The following is an 18,560-nucleotide window of genomic DNA, read 5'->3' as shown; positions in this document are numbered from 1 at the left end:
GGCCCTTGGACCAGTCGTCCTTCTTCTGGTCGTCCTTGGACCAGTCGTCCCCGTCGGCGAGCGAGAGGGCGCCGGAGCCGGTGTGGACGCCGCCGTGCGGCTTGTCGTGGTCCTGCTGCCGGCTGTGGGACTGGTCGTCCTTGTCCCAGTCGCCCGCGGTGCTGGCGTAGGCGGCGGGTGCGACGAGCGCCAGGGTGCCGGCGGCGGCGGTCGCGGCGAAGAGAATGCGGGCAGAGCGCATTGAAGACTTCCTTCCGTCGCATGCGTCGGCTGACTGTCTGTCGGCTTCTCGAATCGCAGCGACCTGCCCACCGTCAGCCTCCTCGTCCCGACCGGCGACTTGGCGTAGTTCTTTCGATACCTAACGTGGCATCAAGCGTCGCCATCCGGGCGTAATCCGGCGACGGGGCCCGGGACAGGGCGGGGAGCCGCCTGGTCCCACCGGTGCCGCGGGCCCGGCGAGGGGGATCGCCGGACGGCTCCCATCCGGCGCGGGCTCCGCTCCGAATAGCGGACATGAGCACCGACGTGAAGACCCTCCGCCACCGGCGACCGCCGGGTGCCGTGAGCGGCCGCCGCCGGATGCTCCCCGCAGCCTCAGTACAAACGCGACACCCTCAGGAGAGCACCTCATGAACACCCTCCGATTCCGTCGTTCCGCGGTGATCGTCGCCGCCGCGGCCACCCTGCCGTTCGCCCTCGCCGCCTGTTCCGGCTCGGGGAGCGCCGCGACGTCCGACGGGGCCGCGTCGTCGGCCGCGCCGACGTCCTCGGGCGCGATGCCGGCCGACGGCCCCTTCGGCCCGGCGTGTGCGGGTGTGCCGCAGTCGGGGGCGGGTTCGTTCGACGGCATGGCCAAGGACCCGGTGGCCACGGCCGCTTCGAACAACCCGGCCCTGTCGACGCTGGTCACGGCGGTGAAGAAGGCCGGGCTCGTGGACACGCTGAACAACGCGAAGGACATCACGGTCTTCGCGCCGACGAACGACGCCTTCGCGAAGATCCCGAAGGCGGACCTGGACAAGGTCCTCGCCGACAAGGCCACGCTCACCAAGATCCTCACCTACCACGTGGTGGGTCAGAAGCTGACGCCGAAGCAGCTGGAGAGCGGCTCCTTCGAGACCCTGGAGAAGGGCAAGATCACCACCGAGGGCTCCGGTGAGGAGTTCACCGTCAACGACTCCTCCAAGGTCGTCTGCGGCAACGTGCCCACCGCCAACGCCACCGTCTACATCGTCGACACCGTCCTCATGCCGAAGTAGTCCCGGGACGCCGAAGGGCGGTGCGCCACCGGCCGACGCGGTGGCGCACCGCCCTTCCCGCCTGGGAGGCGAGCCGGTCCCGGGGCACTTCCGGGCCCCTGAGAGGATCGGCTCGGATCGCCTTCACTCGTACGGGTGACCCAAGCCGGGAGGCCACGGTGAAAACGTCTCCCATCCGTACGCCTGTCCGCTACGAAGAGTCTGCACAGGCCGACCCCGGCTCTGTGGCCGCAGCCCGCGTCCCCGCGGCCGGCCCCTCCTTCCGATCAAGGATCCGCATGCGATGGACACCCCGCCCCCGGACGGCCGTCCCGGACGGCTGCGTCTGGTCCCCACGCACGGAGCCCGCACGGTGAACCGGCCCGTTCCCCTCGGAGACCCCGATCCGTCCCCCCACCACGTCCTCGCCGACGTGATGGGGAAGGTCGCCCAGGGCGACCAGAGCGCGTTCTCCACCCTCTACGACGCCCTCGCACCGACGGTGTTCGGCATCGTGCTCAGAATCCTGCGCGACCGGGCCCAGTCGGAGGAGGTCACGCAGGAGGTCATGATCGACCTGTGGCGGCAGGCGGCCCGCTACCAGCCCGCCGCGGGCAGCGTCACCGCCTGGGCGTCGACCATCGCCCACCGCCGGGCCGTGGACCGGGTGCGTTCCGCCCAGGCCGCGACCGACCGCGAGCACGCCCAGGCCGCCCGCGAGCACACCACCGCCTTCGACGAGGTCGCCGAACAGGTGGAGACCCGGCTGGAGAGCGAACAGGTACGCCGCTGCCTGCGCGGTCTCACCGAACTCCAGCGTCAGTCCGTCACCCTCGCCTACTACGGGGGACTCACCTACCGTGAAGTCGCCGAAACGCTGCACACGCCGCTTCCCACCATCAAGACACGCATGCGCGACGGACTGATCCGGCTCCGCGACTGCATGGGGGTGACCACATGAACCAGCACCACTCCGACATCCACACCCTCGCGGCCGCCTACGCCCTCGACGCGCTCGACCCCGGCGAACGGGACGACTTCGCCGCGCACGTCCCGCGGTGCGAGGACTGCCGCAGGGACGTGGCCGACTTCGAGGCGACCGCCGCCCGGCTGGCAGGAGCCGCCGCCCAGGACCCGCCGGCCGCCCTCAAGCAGCGGACCATGGCGGCCATCGACGGTGTGCGCCAGCTTCCGCCCCAGGTCCCGCCGCAGCTCCCCGCGACCGGCTCGCCCCGGCGGCTCACGCGCGCTCTGCGGCGCAAGGCCGTCCCCCTGGCCCTCGCGGCCAGCCTGGCCGCCGCCGTCTCCTTCGCCGGCCTCGCCGCCTGGCAGTACCAGCAGAGCCAGGACGCCCGGAATCAGGCACAGCAGGCCGAGCAGCAGCTCGACACCGTCAGTTCCGTGCTCGCCGCACCGGACGCCCGCGCCGTCCACGGCCGGGCCAGCAACGGGGCCGTCACCACGGTCGTCAGCTCCGACCGTCAGAACCGGGCCGTCTTCACCGCCACCGGCCTGCCGGCTCCGGAGCCGGGCAAGACCTACCAGCTGTGGCTCGACCAGGACGGCACGATGAGGCCCGCCGGATTCATCCACTCCGACGGCACCGTCCCCCTCGACGGCGACCCGGCCGACGCCACCGCCGTCGGCCTCACCCTCGAACCGGTCGCGGGCTCGGCCGAGCCCACCACGACCCCTCTCCTCCTCCTGGCCCTGCCGACCTGACGCAGGGGCCTTGCGGTCACGTGCCACGTGGCCGCAAGGCCCCCGCCATGGAGACGGGCGGGAGGGGCGCCAGGCGATCACCCCCTCTTGCTGCACATATATTGCAGTTGCAGGATTCGTGCAAAAGGGAGTGGCGCAGTGGGCGGACCAGTGGTGTTGGGGATCGAGTCGTCGTGCGACGAGACCGGCGCGGGGATCGTGCGGGACGGGAAGCTCCTCGCGCACGTCGTGGCGTCGAGCATGGACGAGCACGCCCTCTTCGGCGGTGTGGTGCCGGAGATCGCCGCCCGGGCGCACCTCCAGGCCTTCAACCCGGTGGTGAGGGAGGCGCTCGACCGGGCGGGGCTGCGGCTCGGCCAGATCGACGCGGTCGCCGTCACCACCGGACCCGGCCTCTCCGGCGCGCTCCAGGTGGGGCTGGCCGGAGCCAAGACGCTCGCCTACGCGGCGGGGGTACCGCTCTACGGAGTGCACCACCTCGCGGGGCACGTCGCCGCCGACACGCTGGAGCACGGCCCGCTGCCCGCCCCGTGCGTGGTGCTGATCGTCTCCGGCGGTCACACCTCCCTGCTCCTCGTCCGGGACCTGGTGCGGGAGCCGATCCTGCACCTGGGCGACACGCTCGACGACGCGGCGGGGGAGTGTTTCGACAAGGTCGCCCGCGTCATGGGCCTGTCCTACCCGGGAGGGCCGGCCATCGACCGGGCCGCCCGCGACGGCGATCCGCGCGCGGTGGACTTCCCCCGCCCGCTCACGCGGCCCGGGGACGACCCGTACGCCTTCTCCTTCTCCGGCCTCAAGACGGCCGCCGCCCGCTGGGTCGAGAGGCACCGGGCCCAGGGGCTCGACCTGCCCGTCGCGGACGGTGCCGCGGCCCTCCAGGAGGCCGTCGCCGACGTCCTGACCCGCAAGGCCCTCGCCGCCTGCACGGCGTACGACGTGAAGACGCTGATCGTGGTCGGCGGCGTCGCCGCGAACTCCCGCGTCCGCGCCCTGGCCGAGCAGCGGTGCGCCGCCGCCGGGGTGGAGCTGCGCGTGCCGCCGATGACGCTGTGCACGGACAACGGCGCCATGATCGCGGCCGTCGGCGACCTCCTCGTACGGTCCGGTGCCGAGCCCGCCCCGCTGGACGTCTCGATCGACCCGTCGGCCCCGCTGGAGTACGCCTCCCTGACCCCGCTGCCGGCGGCCCGGGCGATCGCCGCCTGATCCCGGTCGTCGAGCTGCCCCCGGGAGCCGCCGCCGTGGCGGGCGGCGGCATCCGGAGGCCCGCGTCAGCTCACTCCGCCGACAGGCGCGGCGTGCGCGTCGGTTCCGTGCGTCGGGTGCCGGTCCTCTCGAAGGCCGCGGCGAGGGTCAGCAGGGCGTTGTCGTCGTAGGCGCGGCCGGCGAAGGTCAGGCCGACCGGCATGCCGGTGTCCGTCATGGTGCCCATGGGCACGGTCACGGTCGGGATGCCGAGGTGGCGGGGGACGAGGTTGCCGTTGGCGACCCAGACGCCGTTGCGCCAGCCGAGGTCGGCGGACGCCACGTCGACGTCCATGTCCGCGGGGCCCACGTCCGCGACGGCGGGGAAGACCACCGCGTCCAGGCTCAGGCCGTCCATCCACAGCTCCAGGTCGACCCGGCGCGTCTCCTCGAGTCCGCGCAGGCCCTGCTCGAGGAGCGGCATGTCGGCGAGGGAGGCGTACGGGCGCTCGCGCACGAAGCGCGGGTAGTCGCCGATGGTGTCGTCGAAGCCCTCGTAGCGGTCGGGCAGTTCGCCCTCCTGCTTGGGCCAGATGCGGGTCCCGTCGACGTCGGCCAGGCTGGAGAGCGCCGGGTCGCCGTTGGCGCGCAGGAAGTCGTCCCACGACCAGGCGGACAGGTCCTCGATCTCGAAGGTGAGGTAGTCGCGGCTGATCAGTCCGCGGGTGAACAGCGAGGGCGCGCCGGGCCGGTCGGACTCGTAGTTCGACACGACGGGGAAGTCGACCTCGACCACCTCGGCGCCGGCGGCCTCCAGGTCGCGGCGGGCCGCCTCCCAGAGCGCGATGACCGAGGGACGGGTGTCGACGCGCTGCCCGGTCTGGCCGCCGATGCCTCCGTCGGGGTTCGTGCCCGCGTCCGGGTCGGCGTTGATGTACATCCGCGGCACGCCGACGCGCTTGCCGGCGAGCGCGGCCGTCGCGGCCTCGGCGTCGGCGGGCGCGAGGGACGGGTAGGAGGCGGGGCGCACCCGCGACGGGGAGGGCAGCGCCACCCACGGCTGCGCGCGCCACAGGTCCCCGCGCGTGTGCGGGTCGTCGGCGACGACGACGTCGAGCAGTTCCAGCAGGTCGGCCATGGTGCGGGTGTGCGGGACGACGACGTCCATGGTCGGTACGAGCGGCCAGTTGCCGCGGACCGAGATCACGCCGCGGCTGGGGGTGTAGGCGCACAGGGCGTTGTTCGAGGCGGGGGCGCGGCCCGAGGACCAGGTCTCCTCGCCGAGGCCGAACGCGCCGAACGATGCCGCCGTCGCCGTGCCGGAGCCGTTCGAGGAGCCGGAGCCGTACGCGCTGGTGAGCCACTCGGCGCTGTACGGGCTCTCCGCGCGCCCGTACACGCCGCGCTGCATGCCGCCGTTCGCCATGGGCGGCATGTTGGTGAGGCCGATCAGGACGGCCCCGCCCGCGCGCAGCCGCTCGATGGCGAAGGCGTCGCGCTGGGCGACGAGGTGCTCGAAGGCGGGGGAGCCGGACGCGACCGTCAGGCCCTTCGCGAGGTAGCTGTCCTTCGCGGTGTACGGGATGCCGTCCAGCGGGCCCAGCGTCTCGCCCCGGGCGCGGCGGGCGTCGGAGGCCTCCGCCTCGGCGCGGGCGTCCGGGTTCATCACGACCATCGCGTTGAGGGCGGTGGCCGTACCGGGCCGGTCGTACGCGTCGATCCGCGCGAGGTAGGCGTCGAGCAGCTCGACCGAGGTGGTCTCGCCCTTCTCCAGCGCCGCGCGCAGGTCGGCGATACAGGTCTCCACAACATCGAAACCGCGCGTCATACGGGTGTCTCCTCGGTTGGTGAGCGGGGCACGCGCGGCCGCTGGCCGTCGGGGAGGCCGTACACGGCCGGCCGTCACACTCCCCATCGTGCTGACTAGATCTTCAGTCTAGACTAACGGTCTAGAGTTGCGGAACCTAGAATGGGGACCCGGATTCCGTAACCGAAAGTGAGCACATGCCGACGTCAGAGACCGGAGCCACGGCGCCCGACCCCTCGCTCCCGCCGGAGGGCGTGACCGGGCCGGCGGTCGTCGAGACCGGCGCCGCCTCGCGGTCCGGGGCGCGGGCGCCGATGGACAGGAGGCGCCAGCCCAGCGGGGACGAAGCGCGGGGGCGGGCGATGCGGGCCGCCATCAGTGTCATCGCCGAGAAGGGCACCGCGGCCCTGCGGATGTCGGACATCGCCGCGCGGGCCGGCATGAGCACCGGCCACATCCTCTACCACTTCGGCAAGAAGGACCGGCTGCTGCTCGAAGTCCTCGCCTGGAGTCAGGCGGACCTCTGGGCGCGGTTCCAGGAGGCCGTCGACCGGGCAGGGTCCCCCGCCGAGAAGCTCGACCTGTTCGTCCGCTTCTACCTGCCCCGCCACCAGGGCGACGAACGCTACGCACTGTGGACGCAGGTGCTGGCCCAGCGCCACGACGAGGAGGGCCGGCGCATCCTCACGGGACTGCTCGACGGCTGGGACGAGCGACTGGAAGCCATCCTCCGTGAGGGCCGGGACCTGGGATGCTTCGCCGAAGTGGACCTCCCCGAGTTCACCATCCGGGCCGTGGCGATGCTGAGCGGTCTCTCCGAGGACGTGATGTTCGGACGGTCCCGCTGGCAGGACACCTCCGCGCACGCGTTCGCCGTGTCCGCCCTGACGCGCGAACTGCGCCCGGCCGGTCAGGCCTGACGACGGGCGGAGCCGCCGACCCGGGGGCTGCTCGTAGGACGGGCCGTGTCCGCCACCGCGGCCCGCGACCTCCGTTCGGTCCTCAGTGGCTTCCGGCGCCCGGGCGGACCGTGCGCGACCCCGCACGGTCCGGCGGAAGCGCCTCGGGCAGCCCTCTCACCCGTCGTGCGGCTGGCCCCCTTCCGGTGCCGGAGGGGTCGGGCCCCGGAAACGGGCGAGCGTCTTGGTGAGGCTCTTCCAGGGAGAGGGGTCCTCCTTGGCCGTCGTCGACACCGCCGGCGCCGTGCGGGGCGCGCCGTCGCCGCCGGTCGCCTCGGCGAGGGCCTCCAGCGCCGACTCGGCCGCCTCCCGGTAGAGGTCGCAGGACGCGGTCATGGACTCGAGTGCCCTGGCGTACTGGGTGACCATGGCCCGTGCGTGGACCAGTTCCTCGTCGGGGGTGAGCAGGTGCCAGCCTTGGCGCAGCCGGGTCAGGACCGGTTCGGCGTCGGCCGGCAGCCGCTGGGGCAGCGAGGCGAACTCCTTGATCTTGTCCAGGAGTTCGGTGGGTTCCGTGCCGTCCAGGAAGACGTTGCGTACGGTGAAGCGTTCCGCGTGGTCATCGAGGGCGTGCGGGGCGGGCGGCAGGATGACGGCGCCGCCGCGCGGGATCCCGACACCCAGCTCGCGCTTCATCGCGAAGTCGGCGATCAGCGCCTGGTCCGGCGTGGCCCGGTGCTCGACCACCCGGTGCCGCAGGCTGGGCGGCAGGAACGCCGTGATCGGCCGGCGCCCCAGGGCGTCCGGCGTCATCGCCTCGTGCACCACGACATGGACGAACCAGCTCTGCCGGGTGCAGGCCCGCAGCAGCCGGCGCAACTCGCCGTCGTCCTGCGGCAGATGGTTCGTCGTCCGCAGGCGCACGTCCGGAACCGTCTCGTGGTCCCACGCGACCTGGTCGCTGTCGGGCCAGAACACGGTGGCCGGTGAGGGCCAGTCCGCGTCCCACGGCAGCTCGGCCTCGGCGGCGAGGAACCAGGGGACACCCTCGCCCTCCGCCCGGCGGGACTCGGGCTCGTACGTGGTCAGTTGGGCGCGCACGGTGACGCCGTCGGCGACGCGCCAGCGGGCCTCGAAGAGACGGCGGGCCGACGGCCCCGGGTCGGCGGACTCGTCCCGGGGGTACAGGTCGCTGGAACGGGCCGCCTCGACGGGGTCGAGGTCCAGGAAGTCGTCGATCACCCGGGCCGCCTTGAGGGCGAGCAGGTTGCGCCGGACGTCCCGCTCGGGCTCGGGCCCGAGGTGACGCCCGCGCCCGAGCCAGGCGGTGTCGGGGACGGTGGTCGATGCGGTGCTGTTCTTGGCCATGGAACCGTTCGGTCGGCGATCAGGGCCCGACCAGTATGGTCCGCGGCTCCGACGGGGGAAACCGCACCCCGTCCCGTACCCGTGACCACCCGGTGAACGCGGCGGGCCGGGGCCGGTGGCAGGACCACCGGTCCCGGCCGTTCCGGGTCCCGGCTCGCTACATCGGCTCGGGGAAGATGTCGCTGATGCTCCAGGCGACGCTGAAGCAGGGGACGAGCGCGTCGGCCTCCGGCTCGGTGTCCAGGGCCTGGAGCGCGAGGATCTGGCTCATGGATGATCTCCTCTTTCCTGTCGGGTTCGTGTCGTTCGGTCGCTGCGTACCCCGGCACGGAGGTGTTCGCCGCCGTGCCGAGGGGTTCGGGGGAGGCCCGTCCGGTGCCGTCAGACGGCTGCCGGGAGCCGGGGCGGAGCGGTGCGGGGACGCTCCTGTCGGGGTTCCGCCAGGACCGGGCCGGTCAGCAGGCGGTGCAGGGCCAGGAGGACACCGGCCCCGCCGGTGGACAGGTCGGCGGTGAACCGCTGCGACCCAGCTCCGAGGAAGCGGACCCCGCGCCGGTACGGGACGGCGTACTTCCACAGGCCGGTCGCGGCACGCACCGCGTCCCCGCGCGCCGCGTCCGTGCCGGTCAGCGCGGCGTGCTCGGTGAGGAACCAGGTCAGTCCGGCCAGCCCGCGGTACAGGCCCGCCTCCTTCGTGGCGCGGGAGACCCGGATGCCGGCGACCAGCCGCGGCAGTGCCGCGGCACAGCGCTCGTCCGGCGTGGTGGCCGCGTAGCGGGTGAGCACGGCCGCCAGGCCGGCCGCGCCCGTGGCCAGGTACGGCATGGCGCGGGTGAGCCGCGCGTCGTCGGAGAGCGACAGGGCGCCGTCGTCCAGCGGGAAGGTCCTGTCCAGCTCCTGGTGGAGCAGCAGGCGCCCCGCCTCCAGGAAGCGCTCCTCGCCGGTGGCACGGGCCAGGCGGTGGAGGAAGAGGGCGAGCCCGGAGCGGCCGTGCAGCAGGCCGCGGGCGTCGTGCTCGCCGAGAGCGGCCGGCAGATCGGGGGTGCGCAGCAGGCCTTCCCCCGCGGCGGCGGCCCGCTCCAGGTGGCTGCTCTCCCCGGTCAGCCGGTGCAGCGCGAGCCAGCCCAGGCCGACGCCGGCCCGCCCGCCGGCCAGTGTGGCGCAGGAGGCGGTGAGCGGGTGGCCGTCGGCGTCCTCCAGCAGCTCGACGGCCTCGTCCAGCCGGCCGAGCCCGGCCAGCACACGGGCGACGCCGGCCGAACCGACGAGCAGTCCGGGCGGCAGTGCTTCGCGCTGCGCCAGCGCGTCGCGGCGCAGCCGTTCGAGAACCTCCTCCGGCACCGCCGCCCCGACGCGGTGCAGGGCGTGCAGCACCCCGGCCGTGCCGTAGGCCAGGCACACGTTGTTGGTCCGGAACGCCTCGGGCGAGGGCGGGAAGGCCCACTCCGGCCTGCGGGCGTCGGCCATCTCCAGGAGCCCCCCGGCCACCTGCTCGGCCAGCCGGGTGAGACAGCCGCGCGGATCGCTGTCCAGCTCGGCGGGGGAGGGCGCGCGGCCGGACCCGTACGGCTCCTCCGCCCGGCCCTCCGTCCGGTGGAAGGCCGTCGCCCGCCGCCACAGGTCCTGCGGCGGAGCCACCTCCGCCAGATCGCGGCGCAGCAGGGCGAGGCGGGCGGGCGCGTGTTCGGCGACCTCGTGGAACGGCGCCAGGAAGGCGAGCGCGACCGCCGACGCGCCGTACCGGTCCTGCAGCAGCGGATCGGTGCCGGCCCGGCGCAGTCCCGGCGGTGGAGTGAACCCCGGCGTGCCCATCGGGGACGGGGCTGCGGACAGGGCCGAGGCCGCCTCGAAGTCCACGAGACGGACCTCGCCCGAGGGCGTGACCAGGACATTGCCCAGGCTGAGGTCGCCGAACCGGTATCCGGCGGCGTGCAGCCGCCCGAGGGAGGCGTCCAGCGAGGCCAGCAGCCGCCGGCACGCCTCGTAGTACGCGGCGACGGACGCGGCCGTGCGGTCGGCGCGGGCCAGCGGGGAGGACCGGCTGAGCCAGCCCACCAGGGGCTGCCCCGCGACGTACTCGGTGACGAGGAAGTCGTGCTCCCACTCCGTGAAGTGGTCCAGCGGCTCCGGACCCGCCCCGGGGGCCGCCGCGTGCAGCTCGCGCAGCACCTCGTACTCGTGCCGCAGGCGCTGCCGCGCGTCGGTCCCGTCGAAGAGCAGGCCGTTGTGCGCGCGGGCCTCCTTGAGGAAGACCGTGCGCCCGGTCCGCCGGTCACGGGCCCGGTAGGCGCCGCCGGCGTTGCTCAGGCGCACGGCGCCGGTCACCTCGTAGTCGCGGATCAGGATCGGGCCCGCGTGCGGCTCCTCCTCCTGCTCGACGAAGGGGTCCGTGATCCCCGCGGGCAGGTGGAAGGCGGGCACCCGCGCGTCCACGACCTCGCGGCCGGAGCCGTCCCGGACGAGCCCCTCCCGTGTGCCGTCGGCCCGCAGCCGGCTGCGGGCGCCGGTGAAGGAGCCGTACCGGTAGTGGACCGTCCGCGAGTCCCGGAAGCGCCGGTCGGTGAGGACGTACGGCCCCTCCTCCCCGTCGAGCGCGTCGCGCAGGCGCTCCAGAAGACGGCGGGCGGTCTCCGCGTCCGGGGGATAGACGGCGCAGAACTTGCCCGACTGGGCGCGTGGCGCGTGCTTGTGATGGAGGAGCAGGAAGAAGAGCCGGGCGCTCAGGTGCTTGAACGGCACGCCTTCGGAGAAGCAGATCCCGGCGACCGTGTCGAGCACGTGCTGGGCCCGGTCGAGGCGTGCCGACACGTGGATCTTCCAGCCCTCGTCGGCGAGCGCCGTGCGCGGACTGCCCCAGACCGTCCAGATGCCCTGGTCGGCACCGTGCAGGCCCGGCGGCACCTCGCCGGGTGCGAAGCGCGGCCCGGGGTCGGCCACGCCGGCCGGCGGCAGGTAGTACTCCCGGTCCGCGAGCGACTCGCCGAAGCCTTCGAGCACGGGAACTCCTCACAGGGGGATGGTGGGCCGTCCCCACGGTCTCGCGCGCCGGACACCGGGACCGGCAGCCGGGGCGGCGGTTCGGGCGGCGGTGTGCGCGGGGTTCCGGGCGGGAGTGCCTACGGGGCGGCCCTGGGGGGAGTCCTGCGGGGCGGCCCTACGGGCGCTCGAAGAACTGGAGGACGCCGCCGACGGAGAAGCACAGGGCGCCGGTGAGCGTGCCCCAGTTCGCGATGTCGATGTTCACCGGGCTGCCGGTGGAGAGCCGGGTGTACGCGGCGAGGGCCGAGACCATGAACAGGACGGAACCGAGCTGGTTCACCGCGACGATCCACCAGCCGAGGCTGCGCGGGAGCAGGCGGGGCCTGCCGTGGCAGACCTCGACCAGGGCGAGGTGGCCGGAGGCCAGGAACAGCACGCAGCCCACCACGTCGGGTACCCAGATCAGCCGGTTGACCTGGTGGACGTTCAGCCCCTGGAGGAAGGAGTCCAGCAGGTTGACGCCGAACACCAGGGTGCCGGTGAACAGCAGGAAGACGCTCAGCCAGTCCAGCCGCATCGGCTCGTAGCTCCACCACCGCCAGCGGCGGGTGACCAGTTCCCGGCCGCCGACCACGTGGCGGGGCGCGTTGATCACCTGGAGCAGCGAGGCATAGCCGCCGGTGTTGAAGAACAGGCCGCCGGCGAAGTAGATCGTGGCGAGCCGGGTGGCGTCCGCGGAGCCGAACTGGGCGACGCCGGCACCGGCCGCGAAGAAGGCCCCGCCGACGACGAAGGCCGTCGCGGCCACGGCGTTGAGCCTGCGCAGGCGGCGGAGCGCCACCGCGTCGGCACGAGCACGGTGTCGGGCCTCCGACCCCGGCGCCCGGACGGCGATGACTCCGCGGCGCCGGGCGAGGCGCGACTCCCAGACCGCCTCCCCGTCACCGGTGAGGCGCCAGGTGACCCGGGTGGTGAACGGTCCCGCGCCTTCGGTGCGCTGCTCGGCATGGCTCACGAGCCGAGACTAGAGCGCCGCCCAGGCCTTCCCCCGGTGCAACGCCGATCCGCACCGGGCCGGACGTGCGGGCCCGTGGCGGACGAGGATCACGGTGACGACCGGGGGAGAGAGATCCAGGGCTGGCGCCGCCGTCACCTGGTGCCACGATGGAGAGAAGCGGTCGCCAGGTGCTTCAGGGAGGCACTCATGAGCCGGGACCATCACTTTCACTGCGAGTACGCGGGCTGCTCGGTCACCGTGGACCTGCGGATGGGCGGGACGCGGGAGCTGGAGCTCCTGGTGGACGGGAAGGAGGTCGCCGCCGCCCGCGCCCATGGCCACCACGCCGGGACGACCGTGATGACCACGGTCCTTCCCACCGACCCGCCGCGCACCATCGAGGTCGAGGTGACGCTCCCCGGCGCGCTCGGCGGCGTTCCGGAGAGCACCCTGCTCGTGGGCGGGGAACGCAGGCCCATGCCCGCCCGGGAGGTGCCCCGACGGGCGCGGCCGGCGGAGGCCGACTGGTACGCCTGACCACGCAGGGACGCCCGGCTCGGCGTGCGGGCCGACGTCCCGCCGCCGGAGCGGACCACGGCGGGGCCCACCGCGGTCCGAGCCGCACGGAGCGCGTGCGCGTCGGCGCACGCGACGTCACGTCACCGTGGTTTCGGGTCTCCGTGCGCGCCGGCCCGCGCCGAGCCGGCCGGCGCCGGGCTGAGGCGCTTCGACACGACGTAGGCGACCACGACCGTGACGATGACGAGCGGCATGACGGTGATGCCCTGCGACCCCAGCAACAGCGTCGCCAGCAGCACCGAGGTCAGCGGGAGCCCGAGCATCGTGACCGACATGGCTCCGATCCCCATCGCGAACGCCGGGGTGAGGTCGAGACCCGGAAGGTGGGACAGCGCGATCCCGCCCGTCGCCCCCAGGAACATCGCCGGGAAGATCGGGCCGCCTCGGAAGGCGCTGAGCGAGGCGCAGTAGGCCAGTCCCTTGCACACGACGAGCAGGGTCAGCGCACCGACGGAGTATTCGGCGCTGTTCGCGAGCAGGGGGCCCAGGGCGGACTGGCCGGAGTACAGCACCTCGGTCGCGGCTCTCCCCGTGCCCTCCGCGAAGGCGATGGCGAGTCCCGCGACCACCAGGCCCATCAGCACGGTGGCGACGATCCGGTGCCGCTCCACACGGGGCTGTGCCAGGAGCGCGAGCCGCCGGATGCCCGTGCCGACGAGTGCCGCCACGAGTCCGATGACGAGGGCCCAGCCGAACTCGGCGACATCCGGTGTACTGGCGTGCGGGACCTCGGGAAGCGCCAGGGAGTACGTCCCGAGACCGGTCCAGCTGTCCAGGCCGATGAAGACGAGCGAGCCGATGCCGGCGGCGAGCAGGCCCGGAACCAGGACGACTCCGAGCATCGGCCCGCCGATTCCCGACGCCTCCATGAGGAGGAACGCCCCGGTGAGGGGTGACCCGAGCAGGGTGCTGACCGCGGCGAAGCTTCCGGCGGCGCCGACCACGGCCCCCACCTGTTCCGGGAGGTCCGGCTTGAGGAGGCGTACGAGCCAGATGGCCGTGCCGCTGCCGAGGGCGATGAGCGGTGCCTCGGGGCCGAGGACGGCACCGAGGGCCAGCGTGGCGACGGCCGCGACGAGGATGCCGGGCAGTTCGATCGCCTTCGGCGCGCCTGAGGTCGACAGTCCCTCGGCGGGCTTGTGGCCGCCGGTTCCGGGCAGGTAGCGGAGGGTCGCTCCGACGAGCAGGCCCGCGACGGCGAGCAGCGGCAGGGGCCACCAGGGCGGGGTCGCCTCGAAGCCCAGCGCCTTGGGCAGGTCGGTGTAGGTCCACGGCTGGAGCTCGTTGACCAGGGCGAGGAAGCCGTACGCGGCTGCGGAGATCGGTACTCCGAGCACGGCGGCCATGACCAGGAGCCCGACGTAGCCGCGGGTCCTGACCAGGGCGAAGGGATCCTGCGGCGGCTTGCCAGGCGCTCCGACGGGACTGTCGGCCGGCATTGCGCATCAGCTCCTTGGCTCGACCTTCGTCGGGATCGCGGCGGTTCACCGGTGTCGTCCTGACGTGGTACCACGGGTCGGGCGCCGCACGGGGTCGGGCACACCGCCACTGTGCGGCGTTGGAGTGACGGTCGTTCAGGCGCGCGGAGTCCCTCGCCGGGCGGCTCGCCCGGGTCCGCGCTCCCGGACATCAATACTGGACGAACTTAAATTTTCAACGGTACGTTGCGGCTGTGCTCCAGAGACAAGCCCGGCCGTTGGTGTCCGCCCCGGCCGAAACCGCCATCCTGAGCCTGCTCCTGGCGGAGAGCCCGCTCAGCCGGGTCGAGCTGGCCCGGCGCACCGGGCTGTCCTCGACCGCGGTGACCAAAGCGGCCCGCCCGTTGATCGACGGCGGCTACCTGCACGAACTCCCTCCGAAGCGGACCGCTCCGGGAGCGGGGCGCCCGGTCAACCCGCTGTCCGTCACCCCGGATCGCGAGTTCTTCGTGGGGGTGAAGATCAGTGCCGACGCCCTGTACGGCACGGTGTGCGACCTGCGGTCCCGTCCCCGGGTCCATGCGAGCCGCCCACTGGGCGACCGCGGCCCGGTCGCGGTGTGTGCCCTGATCGCCGAACTGGTCGACGAACTCCTCGACGCGGAGCCGGAGTTCCGCGCCCGGACCCGGCACCTGGGGATCGCCGTCTCCGGCGACGTCGACCGGCCTCGTGGGAGCGTGCGCTATTCGGTGCTCCCCGGGTGGCACGATGTGCCGCTCGCCGACATGGTGGCCCGTTCGACCGGATTGCACGTCACCGTGGATAACGATGTCAAGGCGTTGACCGTCGCCGAGCACTGGTTCGGCGAGGGCATCGGGACCGAGTACTTCGCACTCGTCACCATCGGCGCGGGCATCGGCTCCGGCATCGTCGTCAACGGTCAGCTGCTCGACGGCGCCTACGGGGTGGCCGGCGAGATGGGGCACATCAGCGTCGACCTGGCGGGTCCGCGCTGCCACTGCGGCGGGACCGGCTGCGTCGAGGCGATCGCGTCGAGCGACGCCGTCCTCGGCGCGATACGCCGGGGCACCGGCCGCGAGGACCTCGACTTCGACGGCGCGGTCCGCCTCGCCCGCGACGGGGACCCCGCCGCACGAGAGGCGTTCGTCCGGGCCGGCAGGGCCATCGGCGCCGGTATCGCCACCCTGGTGAGCCTCCTGGGCCCCGAACGCGTCGTCGTCACCGGAGAGGGGCTCGACACGTACGACCTCTTCGGCGCGCACATCAGGGAGACCTACGAGGCGCTCTGCTTCAAAGCGGCGGCGAAGTGCCCGCTGACCCTGCGCCCCCTGCCCTGGGAGGAGTGGGCCCGCGCCGCCGCCGTCGTCAGCGTTCAGGCGCTCTTCCCGTGAAGACGCGGCGGAACTCGACGTACCGCCGCCGGCCGCCGCGCGCGCCACAGCCCTACGGAGCCGATCAGGGCCAGCCAGGCGGTGGCGAACAGCCAGCCGGCGACGACGTCGGAGAACCAGTGCACACCGAGGTAGACGCGGGTCAGGCCGACCGACGCGGCCCATCCGCCGATGAGGACGAGCGGCAGCCGGGGGAGTCGTGACCCGCGCAGCGCCAGCGCGGCGATCACGAGCCCGGCGGCCATGGCGGCGGTGGTGGCATGGCCCGAGGGAAAGGACCAGCCCGAGGCGTGCGTCGCCCAGTCCCCGGCGGGCGGGCGTGGCCGGGAGACCAGGGACATCGCGGCGTACCGGAGTGCCTGGCCGGCGCCGAGGCACAGGCCGAACCCCGCGGCGGCGGTGAGGCGCCGCCGCCGGGTCCCGCCCACGGCCAGACCCGCCAGGACGACCAGGGCGTACGGAAGGAGCCCGGTGCCGGTGGCGGTGACGGCCCGGGCCACGGCCACGGCGACGGCGGGCCGGTGGGTCAGGGACCAGTCGTGCAGCGCGGCGTCGCCGGGCAGCAGCCCGTCCGGGGCGTGGAGCACCGCCGTGGCGAGCAGCGCGAAGAGCGCCGCCGCCGCCGCGCCCGCCCGCCCGAACCGGTGGGCGGCCGCCCCGCCGCCGGTCATCGCCCGGCCAGCAGGGGGCGCAGGGGACCGCGTACCAGTCGCTCGGGCAGGGAGGCCGGGGCGCGGCGCACGGCCCAGGTGGCGAGGAGCGCCACGGCGGCGCCCAGGAGGAACCCGGCGAGGGCGTCGTGCGGGTAGTGGGCCCCCACCCACACCCGGGAGAAGGCCATCAGGACCGCAGCCACCAGGCCGACCGCGCCCAGCCGTCGGGAGACGGACAGCAGGGCGACGGCCGCGGCCGCGGCGAGGGTGGCGTGGTTGCTGGGGAAGGACCAGTCGCCCGGGGCCGGGCATGCCTCCAGGACCGTCACGTGGAGGGACTGGCAGGGGCGGGCTTCGTGCACGGCGACCTTGAGCAGGCTGCTGACGGCGAACGCGGCGACGGTGATCAGCGGTACGGCCAGGGCCCGGACGGCCCGCTCCGGGCCCTGGCCGCGGGCCCGCCACCAGGCGACCAGCATGAGGACGGCGAACAGGGCCAGGCCGTAGGTGGAGTAGCCGCCGATGAGGTGGTCGAGCCAGGTGGGGGCGGCCTGTGCGCTGTGGACGACGTCGAGGTAGGCCGTCCCGTCGACGCCCGATCCGTCGAAGGCCTCGGTGGGGGCGGGGACGGCCGCCGCGGTGATCACTCCGGCCATCAGACGTTCCCGCCCGGCCGGCGCGCTCGCCGGGAGCGGGTGAGCTCCAGTGCGACGGGGATCAGGGAGACGGCGACGATCACGCCGATGATCGGCAGGAGGTAGTGGTCGACGTTCGGCACCGAGGCGCCGAGCGCGTATCCGGCCAGGACGAGACCGACCGTCCACAACAGGCCGCCGAGCACCTGCCACGTCGTGAAGGCGCGCGCCGGGACGCCGAGGGCACCGGCGAGAGGGTTGAGGACGGTTCGTACGATCGGCAGGAAGCGGGCCAGCACGATCGCCTTCGCGTACCCGTAGCGCCGCAGGATCTCGGCGGCCCGTTCGGCTCCCTCCGCGGTCTTCCGTGACTTCGAGCGGGCCAGGAACGCCGGACCCGCCTTGCGGCCGAGGAGGTAGCCGGTCTGTGCGCCGATCAGGGCCCCGGTGGCGGCGGCCACCAGGACCCAGGGGAGAGACAGGTGGCCGGGCTGGGTGGCCGAGCCGGCGCAGAGCAGGCCGGCGGTGAAGAGCAGGGAGTCGCCCGGCAGGAAGAAGCCGACGAGCAGGCCGGTCTCGGCGAAGAGGACGGCGGCGATGCCGAGCGTGCCGAAGGCGGCGAGCAGGGACTGGGCGTCGAGCACGTTCACGGCGAGGTGCACCTGTGACGCGGTTGTCAGCGCGGGGGTCATGGGCGAAGCCCCTTCTGGTGGGCGGGCACGGACGGGCCGAGCGGGAGACCGGGAGGGGCCGTGGGGCCACCTCCCTGTGCCCGACGGGCACGGATCGGCGCCGACGGCCTATCCTGTCTACAGGACAGTAGTCGGTCTACTTCACTGTAGACGCAATGTGGGTGGAAGGGGTTCCATGTCGGTCTCCGAAGGTGAGCGCAGGCCCGCCGGCGAGCTGGAGGCCAGCGTCCTCGCGGCTCTCTGGGCCGCCGGGGCACCCCAGACGGCCGCCCAGGTGAGGGCGTCGATATCCCAGGACCTGGCGCGCACTACGGTCGCCACGCTCCTGGCCCGGCTCCACGACAAGGGCGTGATCGGACGCCGTCCGGGCGGCCGGGGCTTCGTCTACTTCGCCGTGGAGGACTCCAGCGGCCTGACCGCCCGCCGCATGCACCGCGCACTCGACCAGGGCGGCGACGAACGCGGCCTCGTCCTGGCCCGCTTCGTCGAGGGGCTCAGCCCCGACGACGAGGCCGAGCTCCGCCGCCTCCTGCAGGAAGAGCGCCCGTGATCGCCCTCCTCCTCCTTCCCCTCCTGCTGCCCTGGGCCCTGCCGCCCCTGGCGCGCAGGACCGCCGAGCGCCTGCGCCCGGACATCGCCCTCGTGGCGATCACCGGCGCCGCCGCCGCACTGGCCGTCGGTGTCGTCGCCTGCCTCGGCGTCCTGCTGCTCCCGCTCGCACTCAGCCTTCCCGGCGCCGCCGCCCTCGTCCATCTGCTCCGGCCGCTCCAGGCCGGACCGCCCGTCTTCGTGCTGGCGATGTCCGCCGTGGCGGCCGGAGCGCTCGTGGTGGCGGCGACGGCCGCCGCGCGCGGGAGCCTGGCGGAAGCGGGGGCGGGGGGGGCCGGCCCCGCCCCCCGGGCGCGGGGCGCGCGGGCGCGGGGGGGGTGGGGGGGGGTCCGACCCCCCCCCCCCCCGGGGGCCCCGCCCG

Annotated in this window: 16 protein-coding genes and 2 pseudogenes; 9 read left to right on the top strand and 9 right to left on the bottom strand. The window is 73.9% G+C overall.

Annotation, left to right across the window (positions count from 1 at the left end; translation table 11 throughout):
- Positions 1 to 241 (bottom strand): annotated as a pseudogene (locus tag ACFV2S_RS20970) (hypothetical protein); the annotation flags it as partial.
- A gap of 391 nt (positions 242 to 632) precedes the next feature.
- Here ACFV2S_RS20970 and ACFV2S_RS20965 point away from each other — a divergent pair.
- The 4 genes from ACFV2S_RS20965 to tsaD all read left to right on the top strand — a co-directional run bounded on the left by ACFV2S_RS20965 (position 633) and on the right by tsaD (position 4,172).
- Positions 633 to 1,262: a fasciclin domain-containing protein gene (locus ACFV2S_RS20965; RefSeq protein WP_385561074.1), complete on the top strand. Its 630-nt coding sequence runs from the start codon at positions 633 to 635 to the stop codon at positions 1,260 to 1,262.
- Between the two features lie 352 nt (positions 1,263 to 1,614).
- Entirely contained in the window at positions 1,615 to 2,202 is a 588-nt protein-coding gene (locus ACFV2S_RS20960) for a sigma-70 family RNA polymerase sigma factor (RefSeq protein WP_385561400.1), read from the top strand.
- Complete coding sequence (locus ACFV2S_RS20955) at positions 2,199 to 2,963, top strand: anti-sigma factor (protein ID WP_385561071.1); 765 nt, start codon at positions 2,199 to 2,201, stop codon at positions 2,961 to 2,963. Before ACFV2S_RS20960 ends, ACFV2S_RS20955 begins: the two co-directional genes overlap by 4 nt.
- Positions 2,964 to 3,113: 150 nt before the next feature.
- Positions 3,114 to 4,172: a tRNA (adenosine(37)-N6)-threonylcarbamoyltransferase complex transferase subunit TsaD gene (gene tsaD / locus ACFV2S_RS20950; protein WP_385561397.1), complete on the top strand. Its 1,059-nt coding sequence runs from the start codon at positions 3,114 to 3,116 to the stop codon at positions 4,170 to 4,172.
- A 70-nt stretch (positions 4,173 to 4,242) separates the two neighbouring features.
- Here the strand turns inward: tsaD and ACFV2S_RS20945 are convergent, their stop codons facing one another.
- Positions 4,243 to 5,979, bottom strand: a complete 1,737-nt coding sequence (locus ACFV2S_RS20945; RefSeq protein ID WP_385561067.1) for an amidase — start codon at positions 5,977 to 5,979, stop codon at positions 4,243 to 4,245.
- Positions 5,980 to 6,155: 176 nt separating this feature from the next.
- On the opposite strand from ACFV2S_RS20945, the gene ACFV2S_RS20940 reads away from it, so the two are divergent.
- On the top strand, positions 6,156 to 6,878 hold the full coding sequence (locus ACFV2S_RS20940) for a TetR/AcrR family transcriptional regulator (protein ID WP_385561064.1): 723 nt from the start codon (positions 6,156 to 6,158) through the stop codon (positions 6,876 to 6,878).
- A 156-nt stretch (positions 6,879 to 7,034) separates the two neighbouring features.
- Here ACFV2S_RS20940 and ACFV2S_RS20935 read toward each other — a convergent pair whose 3' ends face one another.
- The 3 genes from ACFV2S_RS20935 to ACFV2S_RS20925 all read right to left on the bottom strand — a co-directional run bounded on the left by ACFV2S_RS20935 (position 7,035) and on the right by ACFV2S_RS20925 (position 12,219).
- Positions 7,035 to 8,225, bottom strand: coding sequence for a hypothetical protein (locus tag ACFV2S_RS20935; RefSeq protein WP_385561061.1), 1,191 nt, complete (start codon positions 8,223 to 8,225; stop codon positions 7,035 to 7,037).
- A 381-nt stretch (positions 8,226 to 8,606) separates the two neighbouring features.
- On the bottom strand, positions 8,607 to 11,222 hold the full coding sequence (gene lanKC / locus ACFV2S_RS20930; protein WP_385561059.1) for a class III lanthionine synthetase LanKC: 2,616 nt from the start codon (positions 11,220 to 11,222) through the stop codon (positions 8,607 to 8,609).
- A gap of 157 nt (positions 11,223 to 11,379) precedes the next feature.
- Entirely contained in the window at positions 11,380 to 12,219 is an 840-nt protein-coding gene (locus tag ACFV2S_RS20925; RefSeq protein ID WP_385561056.1) for a hypothetical protein, read from the bottom strand.
- 189 nt (positions 12,220 to 12,408) lie between these two features.
- On the opposite strand from ACFV2S_RS20925, the gene ACFV2S_RS20920 reads away from it, so the two are divergent.
- Positions 12,409 to 12,738, top strand: a complete 330-nt coding sequence (locus tag ACFV2S_RS20920; RefSeq protein WP_383797160.1) for a hypothetical protein — start codon at positions 12,409 to 12,411, stop codon at positions 12,736 to 12,738.
- A gap of 122 nt (positions 12,739 to 12,860) precedes the next feature.
- Here the strand turns inward: ACFV2S_RS20920 and ACFV2S_RS20915 are convergent, their stop codons facing one another.
- The gene (locus ACFV2S_RS20915; RefSeq protein ID WP_385561053.1) at positions 12,861 to 14,219 is read right to left on the bottom strand and encodes a chloride channel protein; all 1,359 of its coding nucleotides are present in this window, start codon (positions 14,217 to 14,219) and stop codon (positions 12,861 to 12,863) included.
- Positions 14,220 to 14,452: 233 nt separating this feature from the next.
- On the opposite strand from ACFV2S_RS20915, the gene ACFV2S_RS20910 reads away from it, so the two are divergent.
- On the top strand, positions 14,453 to 15,610 hold the full coding sequence (locus tag ACFV2S_RS20910) for an ROK family protein (protein ID WP_385561051.1): 1,158 nt from the start codon (positions 14,453 to 14,455) through the stop codon (positions 15,608 to 15,610).
- Here ACFV2S_RS20910 and ACFV2S_RS20905 read toward each other — a convergent pair.
- Genes ACFV2S_RS20905 through ACFV2S_RS20895 form a run of 3 tightly spaced genes read right to left on the bottom strand, consistent with a single transcriptional unit; the run spans position 15,592 to position 17,590 of the window.
- Positions 15,592 to 16,281, bottom strand: a complete 690-nt coding sequence (locus ACFV2S_RS20905; protein ID WP_385561048.1) for a phosphatase PAP2 family protein — start codon at positions 16,279 to 16,281, stop codon at positions 15,592 to 15,594. The two genes, ACFV2S_RS20910 and ACFV2S_RS20905, sit on opposite strands and share 19 nt — an antisense overlap.
- Entirely contained in the window at positions 16,278 to 16,919 is a 642-nt protein-coding gene (locus tag ACFV2S_RS20900) for a phosphatase PAP2 family protein (protein ID WP_385561045.1), read from the bottom strand. Before ACFV2S_RS20900 ends, ACFV2S_RS20905 begins: the two co-directional genes overlap by 4 nt.
- Entirely contained in the window at positions 16,919 to 17,590 is a 672-nt protein-coding gene (locus ACFV2S_RS20895) for a DedA family protein (RefSeq protein ID WP_385561042.1), read from the bottom strand. Before ACFV2S_RS20895 ends, ACFV2S_RS20900 begins: the two co-directional genes overlap by 1 nt.
- A gap of 175 nt (positions 17,591 to 17,765) precedes the next feature.
- Here ACFV2S_RS20895 and ACFV2S_RS20890 point away from each other — a divergent pair, with 175 nt between their 5' ends.
- Both ACFV2S_RS20890 and ACFV2S_RS20885 read left to right on the top strand, forming a co-directional pair.
- A complete protein-coding gene (locus ACFV2S_RS20890) occupies positions 17,766 to 18,140 on the top strand; it encodes a BlaI/MecI/CopY family transcriptional regulator (RefSeq protein WP_385561040.1) in 375 nt (124 codons plus the stop codon).
- A pseudogene (locus ACFV2S_RS20885) lies at positions 18,137 to 18,560 on the top strand (M56 family peptidase); the annotation flags it as partial. The gene ACFV2S_RS20890 and the pseudogene ACFV2S_RS20885, both read left to right, overlap by 4 nt.

The organism is Streptomyces sp. NPDC059695, assembly GCF_042733785.1.
In the GTDB taxonomy this organism is placed as follows: Bacteria; Actinomycetota; Actinomycetes; order Streptomycetales; family Streptomycetaceae; genus Streptomyces.
Note: the sequence above shows the minus strand (reverse complement) of the source record. Positions and strands in the feature narration are given on the sequence as shown.

Coding starts and splice junctions, on each gene's coding strand:
- ACFV2S_RS20965 (WP_385561074.1), top strand. CDS start 633: ATGAACACCCTCCGATTCCGTCGTTCCGCGGTGATCGTCGCCGCCGCG.
- ACFV2S_RS20955 (WP_385561071.1), top strand. CDS start 2,199: ATGAACCAGCACCACTCCGACATCCACACCCTCGCGGCCGCCTACGCC.
- ACFV2S_RS20945 (WP_385561067.1), bottom strand. CDS start 5,979: ATGACGCGCGGTTTCGATGTTGTGGAGACCTGTATCGCCGACCTGCGC.
- ACFV2S_RS20940 (WP_385561064.1), top strand. CDS start 6,156: ATGCCGACGTCAGAGACCGGAGCCACGGCGCCCGACCCCTCGCTCCCG.
- ACFV2S_RS20935 (WP_385561061.1), bottom strand. CDS start 8,225: ATGGCCAAGAACAGCACCGCATCGACCACCGTCCCCGACACCGCCTGG.
- ACFV2S_RS20920 (WP_383797160.1), top strand. CDS start 12,409: ATGAGCCGGGACCATCACTTTCACTGCGAGTACGCGGGCTGCTCGGTC.
- ACFV2S_RS20915 (WP_385561053.1), bottom strand. CDS start 14,219: ATGCCGGCCGACAGTCCCGTCGGAGCGCCTGGCAAGCCGCCGCAGGAT.
- ACFV2S_RS20905 (WP_385561048.1), bottom strand. CDS start 16,281: ATGACCGGCGGCGGGGCGGCCGCCCACCGGTTCGGGCGGGCGGGCGCG.
- ACFV2S_RS20900 (WP_385561045.1), bottom strand. CDS start 16,919: ATGGCCGGAGTGATCACCGCGGCGGCCGTCCCCGCCCCCACCGAGGCC.
- ACFV2S_RS20895 (WP_385561042.1), bottom strand. CDS start 17,590: ATGACCCCCGCGCTGACAACCGCGTCACAGGTGCACCTCGCCGTGAAC.
- ACFV2S_RS20890 (WP_385561040.1), top strand. CDS start 17,766: ATGTCGGTCTCCGAAGGTGAGCGCAGGCCCGCCGGCGAGCTGGAGGCC.